We start from the raw sequence: 18050 nt of genomic DNA, 5'->3' as shown, positions 1-18050 counted from the left end.
ATATTAAATTATTCTTTTTCGAAAATCTTTTATCGTTTTTCGATATATTTAGTATACCACAAGTTTTTCGTTTTGCAACACTTTTTTATCGAAAATCGATATTTTTTTATTTTTTCGTGAATTTTTCACTGTTTTTACCAGAATTTAAACATAAAAAAGCCCAGTCATTTCGACTGAGCCAGTTTTTTACTATGGTCTTACGTCTTTATCATGGGTGTTATTTATTACTGCCATAGAATACTATCAAAAAAGAGTACTCTTATCAGCCTACTTGCCGTAAGCTGGTTTTTCATCAATCTTTTTAGTAAAGGTCAATTTATAAGTCACGTGTATTGTCATAAGAGTTACCTCATCTTTCATTTTGTAACTTCATTATAAAAAGGAAAGCTTAAGCTTTCCTTGTAGAAGACTTACAAAAACCTTAATCAAAATTTCCTTTATCTTTGAGATTTTGACTGATAATCTGCCACTGTGGTTTATTCTTCCAATTTTTATCCGATACAATCTGACTGGCTACGCGTCTAGCTTCTTCAAGAATATTATAATCCTCAACAATATCAGCCACTTGAAATTCTGGAATTCCTGACTGACGTGTTCCAAAGATTTCTCCAGACCCACGCATCTTAAGATCAGCTTCTGCCAATACAAAACCATCTGTTGTCTCTGTCATGATTTTCATGCGTTCTTTCCCAGTTTGCGTCTTAGGATTAGCTACTAAGATAGCATAAGATTGTTTTTCGCCACGTCCAACACGACCGCGAAGCTGATGCAATTGACTAAGTCCAAAACGATCAGCATCCATGATAATCATGATTGTGGCGTTTGGCACATTGACACCAACTTCAATAACTGTTGTTGAAACCAAGACCTGACTTTTTTGAGCTTTAAAATCTTGCATGATGGCTTCTTTTTCATCATTTTTCATGCGTCCATGCATTAAAGCTACCTGAGCCGTGTCTGCAAAGTAATCCGATAGCTCTTCATGCAAAGCAATGGCATTCTTCAAATCAAGCGACTCTGATTCTTCAATCAGCGGTGAAATGACATAAGCTTGCGCACCTTTTTGCAATTCTTTTTTGACCCAATCAAGCACCACATCTAATTGCTCGTGCTTCACCCAGCGAGTAATGATAGGCTTTCTTCCTGCAGGTAACTCATCAATAATAGAAACATCCATTTCACCAAAAGCGGTAATGGCAAGTGTTCGTGGAATAGGTGTAGCCGTCATCATGAGGACATCTGGATTTTCCCCTTTTTCACGGAAAATACGACGTTGATTAACCCCAAAACGATGCTGCTCATCAGTAATGACAAGACCTAAGCGGTGATAAGTCACTGCATCTTGAATAAGAGCATGAGTCCCCACAATCATATCTACTGAACCATCAGCAATCGCCGATAACGCTGCTTTTTTTGCCGCTGTTTTCATTCCTGATGTCAAAATGGCAATCGATAAATCTGGGAAAAGTTGCGTCAAACTGTCGAAATGTTGCTCAGCCAAGATTTCAGTCGGCACCATCAAAGCTGACTGAAAGCCTGCTGTATAGGCAGCGTACATAGCAAGACTAGCTACAACCGTCTTACCTGAACCAACATCTCCTTGTAAAAGGCGATTCATATGACCACCTGAGCGCATATCAGCTAAAATGTCACTCAAGCTTCGCTTTTGCCCACCTGTCAGTTTAAAAGGCAATCCTGCTATTTTATCAGCAAGTTTTTCTTCGTCATAAGCAATCGATAAACCGTTTGATTCTGATTTGTTATCTGCTTTTAAGGCTTGTAAATTCATTTGAAAATAGAAAAGTTCTTCAAATTTGATACGACGAAGAGCCTGTTTGTATTCAGCTAAATCTTTTGGAAAATGCATAGCGGTTGTTGCCTGAGCACGTCCTAGCAGACGATATTTATCGATTAGGACTTGAGGTAGATTCTCTGGCAACCAATTTTGTGCGCCTAATTCAAAAGCAGCTTTGATGGCTTTGATAAGAGCATTTTGTGAAATGCCCTGCGCTACACGGTAAACAGGCTGCATATCATCTTCAACCTGAGCCAAAATTTTCATTCCTGTCACAGCTGACTTTATAGCATCCCATTTCCCAAAAATCGCCACATCACTACCTAGCTCGACTTTATCCGCTAAATAGGGTTGATTGAAAAATGACACCGCAATAACAGCTTCACCTTGTTTGATTTTAAAAGAAAGGCGATTTCGCTTATAACCATAGTACTGAACGTTTGCCGGTGTTACCACTGTTCCAACGATAACAGCTTTTTCCCCGTCAACTAGATCTAAGACGCTTTTACTCTTAAAATCTTCATAACGAAAAGGATAGTACAACAATAAATCCTCAATCGTATAAATGTCTAATTTATGGAATTTCTCTGCGGATTTAGCACCAATTCCTTTTAATACCTCAATTGATGATTGTAAATTCATAAAACCTCACTTTTCTATTATTATAACAAAAATAGATTCTAAATCGTCGTAAGTCTCCTCACAACGATTATAGAATCTGCTTTTTAATCACTTATTTTGAATAGAAACGTGGGATACGGTCACTCAAAAGACAAAGAACTTCATAATTAATTGTACCGCGTTTTTGAGCTAAATCAGTTGCTGAAATAACATTATCGCCTTCTTGACCAATCAAGGTTACTTTTGTTCCAATTGGGAATTTTTTAGGCAAACAAATTGTAATTTGGTCCATTGAGACACGACCAACAATTTCACAAAACTGACCATTAACAAGGACTGAGAAGCCTTGCAAATCACGTGTCCAACCATCAGCATAACCGATTGGCACTGTCGCAATGTATTCTTCTTTTTGTGCTGTATAAGTTGCACCATAACCAACTGTTGCACCAGCAGGAATTGTTTTCACGTGAACTAGTGCTGATTCCAAACCAAGAGCTGGTTTAATAGGATAAGGCAATTCAATATCTGTTCCACTTGGATTCAAACCATACATAACAATACCAAGACGAACAATATTAAAGATGGTTTCACTGTGCCAAATACTTGTTGCTGAGTTACTAGCATGAACAAGAGCTGGTTTATCACTCAAGTTATTCACCAAATTCGTAAAGAATTCCAATTGCTCATTAAATTTAGTATCGTCAGCTTCATCAGCCGTCGCAAAGTGAGTAAAGATTCCTTCAACATTAGCACCGGATTTTTTCAAGTTAGCAATCAAGCTATCAGCTTCTTCAAGACTACGTACACCGATACGTCCCATACCTGAATCAACTTTCAAATGAACATTTACCCCTTTAAGGCTAATATCTTGCTCATTTGCCAAATCAAGCCATTCTTGACTAGCTACAGTCAATGTAATGTCATAATCACGCGCCAAAGCAACCTCATTAGGCATGATAACACCTAAAATCAAGATTGTTTCTTCAATACCCGCTTCACGAAGTTCAAGAGCTTCGTCAACATTTGATACACAAAATCCATCAACTAAATGATGTACAGCTTGCGCTACCTTTTTAGCACCATGTCCATAGGCATTAGCTTTAACAACCGCAAAAGCTTTTTTCCCTTCTGGAATATTAGCTTTAACCGCCTCGATATTTTGACAAATAGCACCCAAATCAATTAAGGCTCTTGTTGGTCGGTGTAAACTTGAAATCATTTTTTCTCCTCCAAAGCTAGTAAAAAATTTCTCGATTAATCCTACTTTTCATTTTTCAAAAAAACTTATTACTTATCATCTTCTAAGATAACACTGGCTTGCACAAGATTTCCCGTATGAGAAAGTGAGATAAAAGCTCTCCCAGAAAATGGGGACTGAGTAATCTCAGGAGCACCAAGTTGGTTATTCAGAATTTCAATATCTTTAAAACCAACAGGACCAATACCTGTTCCCATTGCCTTAGCAAAAGCTTCCTTTGCTGCCCAACGTCCTGCTAAAAATTCCATTTGTCTTTTTTCAGCTTTAAAGCTTGAAAAAACTTGAAATTCTTTTTCTGTCAGTACGCGCTTTGCAAATCTATTATTCTTCTCATACGCTCGCTTGATTGCATCTATTTCTTGCAAGTCAATGCCGTGACCAATAATCATACGTCTCCTTTGTGAAAAACGATTTTAAACCAAATCAAAATTCTTATTAGCCAAATCGCCAATGATTTCCAAAACTAAGGAGCTGAGAAAAATCCCCAGCCCCATAGGTTATTCAATTAATTAGAATAGCAATTCTTCATAAGAATCATGACTTAAGGTTGCATGGATTTCACGAATCAATTTTTCAGTTTTATCCCATCCTAGACATGGGTCTGTGATCGATTTTCCAAATACCTCTGGTGTATCTTGGCGACCATCTTCCAAGTAAGATTCAATCATGAATCCACGTACATACTTGTTAATTTTATCACTCCAGTCGCGATTAATCAATGTTTGACGTACAATACGGATTTGTTCAAGATATTTTTTACCAGAATTATCATGATTTGTATCAACAACGATAAATGGATTCTTAAGCCCCATCTTTTCGTAATGAGCAATTGCTTTCAACAAGTCATCATAATAGTAATTTGGCACATTTTCACCGTGCTCATTAAGTGAGCCACGAAGAATGGCATGCGCCAATGGATTACCATCTGTTTCAACTTCTGCACTATGATAAATAAAGTTTTGTTTGTTTTGTGCGGCATAAATACCGTTAAACATAATATTCAAATTACCAGACGTTGGATTTTTCATCCCTGTTGGGGCATCAATTCCTGAAGCAACAAAGCGATGCTCTTGGTCTTCGACTGAACGAGCTCCAATAGCGTGATATGACACCAAATCATCTACCAATGGAAGATTGTCTGGATATAGCATTTCATCAGCTGTTGTCAAGCCTGTTTCAGTAATGACGCGATAATGCAAATGACGAACAGCAGCAACACCATTAATCAAATCTGGAAGTTTTGAGGTATCAGGCTGATGCATTAAGCCTTTATAACCATCACCGTTTGTGCGTGGTTTTGCTGTGTAGACACGCATAACAATAAAGATTTTATCTTTAACTTCTTCTTGAAGTTTTGCTAAACGGCGAGCATATTCCAGAACAGCTTCTTCGTTATCAGATGAACAAGGTCCGATGACCAAAAGAATACGATCATCTTCACCTTTGATGATTTTTGCTAGCTCAGCATCACGTGCTTTCTTCTTAGCAAGAAAATCACCTTCTAATTTTGATAGTTCTTTGACTTGTGCAATATCAATTGTTGCACTTTTTTGATGTATTCCCATAAATTATTTACCTAGTGTATCGTAAATTTCGTGAACAAGTTTTGCTGTATTGTCCCATCCAAGACATGGGTCTGTGATTGATTTACCAAATACCTCAGGTTTGTCTTGACGACCATCTTCTAAGTAAGATTCAATCATAAATCCACGAACGTATTTGTTAATTTTTTCATTCCAATCACGGTTAATCAATGTTTGACGGACAATACGAACTTGTTCTAAATATTGTTTTCCTGAGTTGTCATGGTTAGTATCGATAACGATAAATGGATTTTCAAGTCCCATTTTTTCGTATTGTTCAATAGTATCGATGACATTATCATAGTAATAGTTTGGCACATTCTTACCATATTCGTTAAGTGCACCACGAAGGATGGCATGTGCAAATGGGTTACCAGATGTTTCCACTTCTTCACCGTTAAACAAGAATGATTGTTTGTTTTGTGCGGCATAAATACCGTTAAACATAACATTCAAGTTACCTGAAGTAGGATTTTTCATACCTGTCGGAACACTGATACCTGAAGCAACAAAGCGGTGTTGTTGGTCTTCGACTGAACGAGCACCAACAGCGATATAAGATACCAAGTCATCTACCAATGGAAGATTTTCTGGGTAAAGCATTTCGTCCGCCGTTGTCAATCCTGTTTCTGAAATCACACGATAATGAAGGTGACGAACGGCTTTAATACCGTTAATCAAGCTTGGTGCTTCTGACGTATCAGGTTGGTGCATCAAACCTTTATAACCATCACCATTCGTACGTGGTTTTGCTGTATAGACACGCATCACCATAAAGACTCGATCTTTAACTTCTTCTTGAAGTTTTGCCAAACGATGAGCGTATTCAAGTACAGCATCTTCATTATCAGATGAGCAAGGACCGATAACCAAAAGAACTCGATCATCTTCACCTTTAATAATAGCTTCCAGTTCGCGATCACGAGCTTCTTTTTTAGCTAGAGCGTCACCAGTTAATTTTGATTCTTCTTTGAGAGCATCGAAATTAATCTTTTTACTTGTTGCTTTAAATGACATATATTTTCCCTCTCCTGAAATTAGTTAAGATTTTATATATTATACCATTTTCAAGAGGTTTTTCAATAAATTGTCAGAATTTTCTGTTGTCTTTTTTAAAAATGTTTGCGACCGTGGCAATTTTTGAATTTTTTGCCTGATCCACATGGGCACAAATCATTACGTTTAACATTAGAATAATCAATGTCAGATTGTGCTTGAACATTTTGGGCTGAGATATTCTTTTCAGCCATTGTTGTTGCACGTTCAGTTGAGCGTTCACGTTCTTGTTGGTGAATTTGTGCTTTCATCATTGTACGTGTTACGTCAAATTCAATTGCTCCAATCATTGCTTGGAACATACGGAAACCTTCTGATTGATATTCAACAACTGGGTTATTTTGAGCATAACCACGCAAACCAACTGATTGACGTAATTGATCAAGAGCATCAATATGATCTGTCCACTTATTATCAACAACCATCAAAATCAAAACTTTTTGGAATTCTTTAACAGCTTCTTCATTTTGAAGTTTGGCAATTTGAGCATCATAAACTTTCAATGCACGGTTGTAAAGATCTTCTTTGATTTCTTCAAAGTCTAATTCTTCAAGATCAGCTAATTTAATTGAATCTTCAGGAACTAAGTTTGATTTGGCAAAGTTAAGAATTGCTTTGACTCCTTCTTCACGGTCAGCACGACTATGAGCATCAACAGCGCGATTAATCGTACGTTTAATCATAGCTTTGATTTCAGGTGCCAAATCACGGTCAGCTGTAATAACGTCGTGACGTTCAGCATAAATGATTTCACGTTGTTCACGCATAACATCATCATATTGAAGGACTTGTTTACGAGTATCGTAGTTGTTACCTTCAACACGTTTTTGTGCTGATTCCACTTGACGAGTCAGCATCTTAGATTTGATGACAGCTTCTTCTTCATCAAGATTCATACGATCAAGGAATGCCTTGATACGATCTGAACCAAAACGACGCATCAAATCATCTTCAAGTGAAAGGTAAAACTGTGATTCACCTGGATCACCTTGACGACCAGCACGACCACGAAGCTGATTATCAATACGACGGCTTTCGTGACGTTCTGTACCGATGACGCAAAGTCCACCAAGTTCACGAACTCCTTCACCAAGTTTGATATCTGTACCACGACCAGCCATGTTGGTTGCAATTGTAACAGCACCACGTTGACCGGCGTTCATAATGATTTGTGCTTCTTTGAAGTGGTTTTTAGCATTCAAAACTTCGTGTGGAATACCAGCTTCAACCAATTTCTTAGAAATAAGGTCAGAAGTTTCAACAGCTACAGTACCGACCAAAACTGGTTGACCTTTCGCATGACGACGTTTAACATCTTCGACCACTGCTCTAAATTTAGAAGCAAGTGTTGGGTATAACAAATCTGGATGGTCAATACGTGCGACCGGTCTATTCGTTGGAATTGGAATAATGCGCATATTGTAAACTTCGCGGAATTCCTCTTCTTCAGTTTTAGCTGTACCAGTCATACCTGCCAATTTTTTATACATACGGAACATGTTTTGATAAGTAATTGAGGCACTTGTCTTAGATTCTTCCTGAATGCGCACTCCTTCTTTAGCTTCAATAGCTTGGTGTAAACCGTCAGAGAAGCGACGACCTTCCATTGTACGTCCTGTAAATTGATCGACAATTAGGATTTCGCCATTTTCACTAACCACATAGTCAATATCCAAAATCATGATGTAGTTGGCACGAAGAGCATTGTCAATGTAGTGTGTTAAGGCAACGTTTTCCAAATCGTAAAGATTTTCCAAATGGAAGTATTCTTCTGCTTTATCGATACCACTGTCAGTCAAGCCAATTGTTTTAGTTGGTACATCAATGACATAATCAACACTTTCAAGAGTCTTAACAAATCTATCAGCGCGAATGTAAAGTTGGCTTGTTTCAGAAGTCACTTGTCCAGAAACAATCAAAGGTGTTCTAGCTTCATCAATCAATACAGAGTCAACTTCATCGACCAAAGCAAAGTTCAATGGACGTTGTACCATATCTTCTTGACGAACAACCATGTTATCACGAAGGTAGTCAAAACCAATTTCTGAGTTAGTTGAGTAAGTGATATCACAGTTATAAGCTTCACGTTTTTCAAAAGCTGATTTAGCAGACAAGTTGATACCGACAGAAAGTCCCAACCAGCTATATACTTCACCCATCTCAGTAGCATCACGTGTTGCAAGGTATTCATTAACAGTGATAACGTGGACACCTTCACCAGCAAGGGCATTAAGGTATACAGGCATTGTCGCAGTCAATGTTTTACCTTCACCAGTACGCATTTCAGGTACGTCACCATTGTGCATTACAATACCACCCATGATTTGAACACGATATGGGTAAAGTCCAAGAACACGTTTTGCAGCTTCACGAACAACCGCAAAAGCTTCTGTCAATAACTGATCCAGAGTTTCACCATTTTGATATCGTTGTTGAAATTCTGGTGTTTTTGCTTTTAATTCTTCGTCAGACAAAGCAGCCATCGCATCTGCGTATGACTCAACTTTCTTCGCAATTTTTTCTAATTTTCTTAATTCGCCTTTATCGTTTTCGATAACAGTTCGTAGAATATTTGCCATCCCAATTCCTTTCGATAAACTTATCATCACATTTTATCATAAAAAGCGCTCTATTACAAGAATCCGCTAACATTGTAGCTCTGTTCGACAAGCGCTAGAAATGCCTTGATATTTTAGTTTTTTATTAATATCATTCTTAGTATTTTCTGAGTATTTCACCTGCTACGATTATACTCTTTTTTCACCTTAACAACAAGAAAGCACTGTAATTCACAAGGAATCGTCAGTGTAAAAAAAGATTGAAGAATTATCCAATTGGACTTTTCCTCAATCTCGCTAACATTTTTAATCAAGTAATTAACGTTCTGAAACTTTCTTAGCCAAAGCAAAGTTACCAAGAGTTGCAGAACCATTTTCAGCAACACCTGGTGTCACGATATATTCTGTAACATCTGGAACTGGTACATAATCGTTCATCAAAGCTTTAAATTTATCACGAACACGTTTTAGCATGTGTTCTTGAGCCATTACACCACCACCAAAGACAATCACTTCTGGACGGTAAAGTAATGTTGCTTGAACAGCAGCTTGCGCAATGTAATAAGCTTGAACATCCCAAACATCAGAATTAAGCTCAATCAATTCCCCACGAATACCTGTACGAGCTTCAAGCGATGGACCAGCTGCCATACCTTCCAAACAGCCTTTGTGGAATGGACAAACACCGTTAAAGTTTTTAGCTACATCTTGTGGGTGTGGAGCTACATAAACGTGACCTGCTTCTGTGTGACCAAGTCCACCAATGAACTCACCATTTTGAATAGCACCGGCACCAATACCAGTACCAATTGTGTAGTAAACAAGACTTTTAACACCTTTGCGAACGATTGTTTCCCCGTAAGCAGAGCTGTTAACATCAGTTGTAAAGTAGAATGGTACTTTAAAATGTTTTGAAATCAAGCCAACTAGGTCAACATTAGCCCAGTGGGGTTTTGGAGTTGTTGTGATATAGCCATATGTTTTTGAATTTTCATCAATATCAATTGGCCCAAAAGAACCGATAGCAATACCTGCTAAGTCTTCTTCAAAACGTTTGAAGAAAGCTACTGTTTTATCAATTGTTTCGTAAGGTGTAGTTGTAGGAAATTGAACTTTTTCAACAATTTGAAAATTCTCATCACCAACAGCACAAACAAACTTCGTTCCACCTGCTTCGACACTACCATATAATTTAGTCATGTTATCTCCCTTTTAATTGCTAGTTTTCTATCAAATATTATACAAAAAAGCAAAAGATATATCAAGTGCAAAAAGAGTAAAAACCCTATTATATCAATATTTATCTCCATATAAAAAGAGGTTCTTTCGAACCTCTTAAATTATAGATATATACTTATTTAAGATCTAGCAATGCAGCACCTTCAGCAAGTTCACCTTGAGCAACTGGTGTTACTTCTTGGTAGTCAGCTGTGTTTGTCACGATAATCATTGTTGTATCATCAAGACCTGCTTCTGCAATAGCTGCGCGGTCAAATGTTCCAAGAACATCACCTTTTTTAACTTTTTGGTTAGCAGCAACTTTTTGGTTAAATCCTTTACCAGCCATTGAGACAGTATCAATACCGATGTGGATAAGGATTTCAGCGCCATTGTCAGATTTCAAACCATAAGCATGACCTGTTTCAAAAGCAAGTTGAACAGTACCATCAACTGGTGAATAAACTGTGTCACCGTTTGGTTTAATAGCGATACCTTTACCCATAGCACCTGATGAGAAGACTGGGTCATTAACTGCAGAAAGTTCAACAGCTTGGCCTGAAAGTGGGCTTACAACTGTTTCTTCAGAAACACCAGCTTGAGAAAGTGCAGTAACTTCTTCAGCTACTTCTTTTGCTTCTTTAGCAGCTTTAACGTCTTTTGTATCATCTTCGTAACCGAACATGTAAGTCAATACAAAGGCAAGAGCTGTAGTTGCAAGAACCATGATGACATATTTAAGAACTTGACCATTCAAGTAAAGAAGAGTACCAGGGATAATTGTAATACCAAAACCAGTACCAGCAAGGTTGAAGATTGAAGCCAACCAACCACCACAAGCACCAGCCGCAAGACCTAATACAAATGGTTTACCAAAACGTAAGTTTACACCGAAGATAGCTGGTTCAGTGATACCAAGTCCTGCAGAAAGAGCAGCTGGGAAAGCAAGAGCTTTAAGTTTAGCATCTTTTGTTTTAACACCAACAGCAAGAGTTGCACCAGCTTGGGCAGTCATTGCAGCTGTGATGATAGCGTTGAATGGGTCTTTACCATCAGCAGCAATCAATTGTGATTCAAGCAAGTTGAAGATGTGGTGAACACCTGTAACCACGATAACTTGGTGAATACCACCAAGAATAAGACCAGAAAGCCCAAGTGGCAAGCTAAGCAAGAATTTAGTTCCTGCAAGGACATAGTTTTCAACTGTATGGAAAACAGGTCCAATAACAAAGAGTGCCAACACTGACATTACCAAGAATGTCAAGAATGGAACCAACAAGAGGTCAAGCACATCTGGAATTTTTTTGTGCAACCATTTTTCAAGTTTCGCACCAAGCAAACCTACGAAGAATGCTGGAAGAACTGAGTTTTGGTAACCAACAACTGGAATGAATCCAAAGAAGTTAATTGGTTCTGCAGCTTTTGAGGCAACATCCCAAGCATTTGGAAGTGAGTTGTTAACCATCATCAGTCCAAGAACAAGACCTACGATTGGGCTTCCACCAAATACGTTAAATGCAGACCAGCAAATCAAAGCTGGGAAGAATGCAAAGGCTGTATCTGTTAATACAACAGTGTATGTGTAGAAGTTTGTAGATGAGAATGCCTCAGAAGTTGTTCCGAAGAGTCCTAGGATTGTATCATTGTTGATAGCTCCGCGGATACCCATGAAAAGACCAGTCGCTACGATAGCTGGAAGCAATGGAACAAATACGTCACCGAATGAACGGACAGCGCGTTGGAACCAATTTCCTTGTTTAGCAGCTTCTGCTTTTTGTTCATCTTTTGAAGCTGTTGGCAAACCAAGAGCAACAACTTCATCGTACATTTTGTTAACTAGACCAGTACCAAAGATAATTTGGTACTGTCCTGAGTTGAAGAAAGCTCCTTGAACTTTGTCAAGATTTTCAATTTTGTCTTTGTCGATTTTTGCTTCATCAACAACCATAACACGTAAACGTGTGGCACAGTGAGCGACACTGCGTACGTTTTCGCGGCCACCTAAAGCAGCAACAATCTCTTTTGCAATCTGTGCGTTATCCATTTGCAAAAACTCCTTTATATAAAATTACTTTTGTAAGCTTGTTTGTAAGCGTTTCACTTGATTACATTTACATTCTATCATAATCAGAATATATGTCAAGCGTTTATCATATTTTTTTCTTTTTGCGGGAAAATAATTGATTTTTAGGGAGTAAACGTTTACTATATTATTATAGATAGTTTTTTTACAAAGGAGAAAAAATATGGATTTACCAAAAGAAGTGCGTTACCGTCCTTATGAAGATTGGAGCACCGAAGAATTGGCAAAAATTAACAACAATGTCAAACAATCGCCTTGGCGCACCAGCTATCACATTGAGCCTAAAACTGGATTACTAAATGACCCTAACGGTTTTTCATACTTTAATGGCAAATATACATTGTTCTATCAAAATTGGCCTTTTGGCGCTGCTCACGGCCTAAAACAATGGGTTCACACTGAATCTGAAGACTTGGTTCATTTCCATGAAACTAATGTAGAACTTCGCCCTGACACTAAAAACGATAGCCACGGAGCTTACTCTGGTTCTGCTTATGAAATAGGCGACAAACTCTTCTTGTTCTATACAGGAAATGTTCGTGACGAAAACTGGGTACGTGACCCACTTCAAATCGGTGCTTGGATGGATAAAGACCACAAGATCACTAAAATGGATGACGTTCTTATCCGCCAACCAGAAGATGCAACAGAGCACTTCCGTGACCCTCAAATCTTCAACTACAAAGGTCAATTCTACGCTATCGTAGGTGCTCAAAGCCCTGAAAAATCAGGCTTTATTAAACTTTATAAAGCAGTTGATAACAATGTTGAAAACTGGGAAGAAGTTGGCAACCTCGACTTCGGCGGTATTGGTTCAGAGTACATGATTGAATGTCCAAACCTTGTTTTTGTTGATGATAAACCAGTTCTTCTTTACTGCCCACAAGGACTTGATAAAGCTGAACTTGATTACCGTAATATTTATCCAAATACCTACAAAGTATGTCAAGCGTTTGACACAGATGGTGCAAAACTTATTGGAGCTTCAGAAATCCAAAACCTTGATTATGGTTTTGAAGCTTATGCTACTCAAGGATTCAACGCACCTGACGGGCGTACTTTAGCAGTAAGCTGGATTGGACTCCCAGATGTTGATTACCCAACTGATAAATACGATTACCAAGGCGCTCTTAGTCTTGTAAAAGAACTTTCTATTAAAGATGGTAAACTTTACCAATACCCAGTTGAAGCAATCAGTTCACTTCGTGCTGACTCTGAAGCATTTGCTAATAAATCTGAGACAACTAATACTTATGAATTAGAATTAAATTTCCCTGCAAATCAAAAATCCGAAGTTCTTCTCTTTGCTGATGACAAAGGCAATGGACTCAGCTTGACGGTCGATACCAAAGACGGTAAAATTATTCTTGACCGCAGTAAAGCAGGTGTTCAATATGCTACAGAATTTGGCACAAGCCGTGAATGCTCAATTGATACTAAAGAAACAAGTGCTAATATTTTTGTAGACAATTCAATCGTTGAAATCTTTATCAATAAAGGAGAAAAAGTATTTACTAGCCGTGTCTTCCCTGAAGCTAGCCAAAATGGCATTGTAATTAAATCTGGAGACGTTACTGGTACATACTTTGATTTGAAGTACTAATATGGTAGCAAAATTAACTGACGTCGCTGAACTTGCTGGTGTAAGCCCGACAACCGTTTCACGCGTTATCAACAATAAAGGTTATTTGTCTGAAAAGACAAAACAAAAAGTCCAGGAAGCCATGAGAACTTTAGGCTATAAACCTAATAATCTCGCCCGTGGACTTCAGGGAAAATCTGCCCAACTTATTGGACTCATCTTTCCTAATATTAGCAATATCTTTTATTCTGAACTGATTGAATATCTTGAAATCGAGCTATTCAAACATGGGTATAAAACGATTATCTGCAACAGTCAAAATGACCCTGCCAAGGAACGTGAATATATTGAAATGCTTGAAGCTAACCAAGTAGACGGCATTATTTCATCAAGTCACAACCTTGGTATCGATGATTACGAACGCGTCAGTGCCCCCATTATTGCCTTTGATAGAAATCTGGCGCCAAATGTTCCTATCATTGCTTCAGATAACTTTGAAGGTGGAAAACTAGCTGCTCGTACCCTTCAGAAAAATGGTTGTGAAAACATCATTATGATTACCGGACACGATAACACCGATTCTCCAACCGAATTACGTGCTCTTGGTTTCTCATTCCAAATTCCACACGGCGAAGTTTTCAAAGTTCCTAACAACTTATCCACAATTCGCCGCGAGATGGAAATCAAATCAATTATCGCAAGAAACAGGCCTGACGGAATCTTTGTTTCTGATGACTTAACAGCCATTTTAACAATGAAAATTGCTAAACAATTAGATTTAAAAATCCCAGAAGATCTGAAAATCATTGGTTACGATGGAACATCATTTATCGAAAACTTCTTCCCTCAATTGACAACTATCCGTCAACCAATCGATGAAATCGCAAGTCTGCTTGTTGACATCCTCCTAAAACGTATCAAAGGAGAAAAAACAAGCAAAGATTACATCTTGCCGATTTCTCTACTTCCTGGTGGTAGTATTTAATAACAAAAAGCACAGAGATGCATAAGGTCTGTGCTTTTTGTTGTAATCTTGCCTTTTTAATCAGAAAAAGAGAGATGCTACTGCATCTCTCTTTATGTATTATTCAGTAACAAACTGACTCAATAATCCATTAACGAATTTTGCTGATGTTTCGTCAGAATATTTTTTAGCAATTTCAATGATTTCATTGACCGCAACACGTCCAGGTGTTTCCTCGAAGTATTTAACTTCGTAAAGACCTAAACGAAGCAAAGCTTTGTCAGTCAGTGTTAAACGTTCTAGTGACCAGCCTGATTTTAGGTGTGCTTCGATTTGTTGATCAATTTCTGATTGCAAATCACATGCACCTTTGACAAGGTTTAAAAGAAATACTGGAACTTGAACTTCTTCGTCTTCTTCAATTTTCTTGTCGTAAGTGTAGGCAAATTCAGCAGCTGCCAAATAGTCTCCACCAAATTCGAGGCTAAACAGTGCCTGGAAGGCACGTTCACGAAGGTCACGTCTTGAATTTGTAAAGTTATTAGTCATCCAAGAAATCCTCGTCGAACAATGCTTTCAAATCGGGTTTTGGTGTTTTTTCAGGAACGATTCCTTCAACGTGGATATTTACAGATGAAATAGTCACTTCTGCCATTTCGTAAACCGCAGCTTTAACAGCTTGTTGAATAGCCATTGAAACAGCAGGAACATTGACACCATATTGAAGATATACGTAGATATCAGCATTAACTGTGCCATCTTCTTCTGTTTGAAGGTAAACACCTTTACCTAAAACTGTTTTGCTGAAACTATCAGTCATGGCTTTGTTACGAAGTGAGTGAACGCCATCAACTTTTGTTGCAGCAATACCTGTGATAACTTCTAGAACTCGTGGTGAAATAACAATATCACCGATATTTTCAGTTGTCATAAGCATTTCCTTTCTAATTAAGTTTAAGGATTAAAAAGTAAAGAGAGCGGTGCCCTCTCTACCCGCTCTACTGGCAAGCTTAGGCACGTGATACGTAAGTACCTTCTTGCGTATTGATTACCAATTTTTGACCGATTTCGATGAAGTCTGGTACGTTAACAACAAGACCTGTTTCAAGAGTTGCAGGTTTACCAGAACCAGTAACTGTAGCACCTTTGATTGATGGTTGAGTGTCAGTAACTGTCAATTCAACTGTTGTAGGAACAGTAACACCGATAACTTCAGTACCGAAGAATTGGATTTTAACTTCTGAGTTTTCAAGGATGTAAAGCAATTCTTGTTCTACGTTTACAACTGGAATTTCGTATTGTTCGTAGCTTTCAGTATCCATGAAGTATGCTGTATCATCCATTTTGTAAAGGTATTGTGCAGCACGTGTTTCGATGATTGCTTGTTCGAATTTTTCTTCTGGACGGTAAGTTGTATCGAATGTTGAACCAGTACGTACGTCACGAAGTTTCATACGCATAACTGTGTTACCTTTACCTGGTTTGTGGTGGCTTGCTTCGAGAACTTTGATGAGTTTTCCATCAGATGTTACGAAAGTCATACCTGCTCTAAGCTTACTTGCTTCAATCATTTATTAATTACCTCTTATAAATTATTTATCACTTCATTTTACCATAAAATACGTTATGGCTCAAATCTTTTTAGTCTCTTCGACTAATATCCCTCTTAACTATTTTAAGCTTCATTGTTAAAAAAATCCAATTTTAATACAATAAATATCTAAAAGTTTATTCAAGGGAGATTTATTGGATATGAAGGTGAAACTTGAAAATCTTGGCGGAGAAATTAAGGAAGTTAAAGTTAGCTTTAGTTGGACAATCTTTTTTTGTGCCACTTTTTCGTAAAGATTGGAAATGGTTTAGGATTATGATTGGCTCAATCATTGCAGGCATTTTATTAACGCTCTTCTAAAAAATGGTTGGAGAGCAACCTCAGAAGTCGACGAAAAAATTTTAAAAGATAAATTGAATTAATACTAAAAGCACTCTATCGAGTGCTTTTTTAATACTTAATCATCAAAATCATCCATACCAAGTCTAACTTCTGGAACATCGTGTTGAACGCATTCAACGCCTTTTTGTTTCATCAATTCAAGTGCGAATGGATGCATGCGGTAAGCTGTCTTATAAGTGATTTTTTTGATTCCAGCTTGAAGCAAAGCTTTGGTACAGTTAATACACGGAAAATGTGTGACGTAAATTTCTGTGCCTTTGGTTGAGATACCTTCTTTAGCACACTGGATAAGAGCATTCATTTCAGCGTGAACAGTACGGATACAATGACCGTCTTCCATCTTATGACCAGCTTCACTACAATTATCTGTTTCTGACACGCCACCATTGTAACCAGTCGCTATGATACGATTATCTTTCACCAAAACAGCTCCAACAAAAGCGCGGTCACAGGTTGAACGTTTTGAAATTAACTCCGCATTTGCCATAAAATAATCTTCCCAAGAAAGTCTTTCAGTCATTGTATTCCTCCTTTTCTAAACGCTTAGCAATTATAAAACAATCAATTCTTTTGGCGCCAAAGTAAGCACTTCGCAACCATTTTCTGTCACAACCAAATCATCTTCGATGCGGACACCGTATTTGTTATCAAGATAGATTCCTGGCTCATCAGTGATAGTCATGCCTACCTCGACCAATTCATCAGAGTTCCCAAAAAATGGAATCTCATGAATGTCAAGTCCAATGCCGTGTCCAATACCGTGTGTAAAGTGCTCACCATAACCAGCCTTTTCAATGACATCACGTGCCAACTTATCATAATCACGACGTGTCATCCCAGCTTTAACAGAGTCAATCACCGCTTGATTAGCACGTAAAACCACGTCATAAATCTCGCGCTCTTCGTCAGTCGTCTCACCGATATGGATGGTACGCGTCATATCGCTAACGTAGTGGTTGTAGTAACAACCAAAATCAAGCGTCAAGGTTTCGCCAGATTGGATAACTTTCTCACTGGCTACGCCGTGAGGCATAGCAGAGCGGTAGCCTGATGCCGCAATGGTTTCAAAAGACACACCAGAAGCTCCATACTCACGCATACGAAAATCAAGAAAATTCGCCACTTGTAGCTCAGTAGTCTGACCTGGCTTGATAAAATCAAGCATGTCTGTAAAGGCACGATCAGAAATCGAACAAGCCTTACGAATGGTCTCAATTTCAGAAGCATCTTTGATCATGCGCAATTCTTCCATGAAATTCGTCATAGGCACCAAATCATAAGCTGCAAAAAATCCCTGCAAAACTTGATAATAAGCAAAGGATACTTGACTATCAAAACCAATTTTCTTCAAATTATCTGCTTGAATGACCTTGGCAAT

The 18050-nt window shown here is 38.1% G+C and carries 15 protein-coding genes; 2 read left to right on the top strand and 13 right to left on the bottom strand.

All coding sequences use genetic code 11. From position 1 onward, the window contains the following. Positions 1 to 421: 421 nt before the first annotated feature. The 8 genes from recG to B4D49_RS04735 form a co-directional block, all read right to left on the bottom strand. On the bottom strand, positions 422 to 2437 hold the full coding sequence (gene recG / locus B4D49_RS04770; RefSeq protein WP_286783406.1) for an ATP-dependent DNA helicase RecG: 2016 nt from the start codon (positions 2435 to 2437) through the stop codon (positions 422 to 424). Positions 2438 to 2528: 91 nt separating this feature from the next. After that, positions 2529 to 3635: an alanine racemase gene (gene alr, locus B4D49_RS04765; RefSeq protein ID WP_286783405.1), complete on the bottom strand. Its 1107-nt coding sequence runs from the start codon at positions 3633 to 3635 to the stop codon at positions 2529 to 2531. A gap of 68 nt (positions 3636 to 3703) precedes the next feature. Then, on the bottom strand, positions 3704 to 4063 hold the full coding sequence (acpS, locus tag B4D49_RS04760) for a holo-ACP synthase (protein WP_132869099.1): 360 nt from the start codon (positions 4061 to 4063) through the stop codon (positions 3704 to 3706). A gap of 120 nt (positions 4064 to 4183) precedes the next feature. Then, entirely contained in the window at positions 4184 to 5239 is a 1056-nt protein-coding gene (locus B4D49_RS04755) for a 3-deoxy-7-phosphoheptulonate synthase (RefSeq protein ID WP_286783404.1), read from the bottom strand. Between the two features lie 3 nt (positions 5240 to 5242). Further along, the gene (locus B4D49_RS04750; RefSeq protein ID WP_132869101.1) at positions 5243 to 6274 is read right to left on the bottom strand and encodes a 3-deoxy-7-phosphoheptulonate synthase; all 1032 of its coding nucleotides are present in this window, start codon (positions 6272 to 6274) and stop codon (positions 5243 to 5245) included. A 95-nt stretch (positions 6275 to 6369) separates the two neighbouring features. After that, positions 6370 to 8892, bottom strand: a complete 2523-nt coding sequence (gene secA / locus B4D49_RS04745; RefSeq protein ID WP_286783403.1) for a preprotein translocase subunit SecA — start codon at positions 8890 to 8892, stop codon at positions 6370 to 6372. A gap of 297 nt (positions 8893 to 9189) precedes the next feature. Next, the gene (gene scrK / locus B4D49_RS04740) at positions 9190 to 10071 is read right to left on the bottom strand and encodes a fructokinase ScrK (protein ID WP_286783402.1); all 882 of its coding nucleotides are present in this window, start codon (positions 10069 to 10071) and stop codon (positions 9190 to 9192) included. A gap of 154 nt (positions 10072 to 10225) precedes the next feature. Next, a complete protein-coding gene (locus B4D49_RS04735; protein ID WP_286783401.1) occupies positions 10226 to 12133 on the bottom strand; it encodes a sucrose-specific PTS transporter subunit IIBC in 1908 nt (635 codons plus the stop codon). 202 nt (positions 12134 to 12335) lie between these two features. On the opposite strand from B4D49_RS04735, the gene B4D49_RS04730 reads away from it, so the two are divergent. Beyond that, the gene (locus tag B4D49_RS04730; RefSeq protein WP_286783400.1) at positions 12336 to 13775 is read left to right on the top strand and encodes a sucrose-6-phosphate hydrolase; all 1440 of its coding nucleotides are present in this window, start codon (positions 12336 to 12338) and stop codon (positions 13773 to 13775) included. Position 13776: 1 nt separating this feature from the next. Further along, positions 13777 to 14739, top strand: coding sequence for a LacI family DNA-binding transcriptional regulator (locus tag B4D49_RS04725; protein WP_132869520.1), 963 nt, complete (start codon positions 13777 to 13779; stop codon positions 14737 to 14739). A 99-nt stretch (positions 14740 to 14838) separates the two neighbouring features. On the opposite strand, the gene nusB is transcribed toward B4D49_RS04725, so the two are convergent. From nusB to B4D49_RS04700, 5 genes are all read right to left on the bottom strand, one after another. Beyond that, positions 14839 to 15267: a transcription antitermination factor NusB gene (gene nusB / locus B4D49_RS04720; RefSeq protein WP_132869519.1), complete on the bottom strand. Its 429-nt coding sequence runs from the start codon at positions 15265 to 15267 to the stop codon at positions 14839 to 14841. Continuing rightward, on the bottom strand, positions 15260 to 15649 hold the full coding sequence (locus B4D49_RS04715; RefSeq protein WP_132869518.1) for an Asp23/Gls24 family envelope stress response protein: 390 nt from the start codon (positions 15647 to 15649) through the stop codon (positions 15260 to 15262). Before B4D49_RS04715 ends, nusB begins: the two co-directional genes overlap by 8 nt. Positions 15650 to 15728: 79 nt before the next feature. Then, complete coding sequence (gene efp, locus B4D49_RS04710; RefSeq protein WP_132869517.1) at positions 15729 to 16289, bottom strand: elongation factor P; 561 nt, start codon at positions 16287 to 16289, stop codon at positions 15729 to 15731. A gap of 438 nt (positions 16290 to 16727) precedes the next feature. Then, on the bottom strand, positions 16728 to 17192 hold the full coding sequence (locus tag B4D49_RS04705) for a deoxycytidylate deaminase (protein WP_074482534.1): 465 nt from the start codon (positions 17190 to 17192) through the stop codon (positions 16728 to 16730). 30 nt (positions 17193 to 17222) lie between these two features. After that, a partial coding sequence (locus tag B4D49_RS04700; RefSeq protein ID WP_286783399.1) for a M24 family metallopeptidase occupies positions 17223 to 18050 on the bottom strand: 828 nt, incomplete at its 5' end.

Origin of the sequence: Streptococcus sp. UBA4344 (genome assembly GCF_002393675.1) — a bacterium.
GTDB lineage: Bacteria > Bacillota > Bacilli > Lactobacillales > Streptococcaceae > Streptococcus > Streptococcus vicugnae.
Note: the sequence above shows the minus strand (reverse complement) of the source record. Positions and strands in the feature narration are given on the sequence as shown.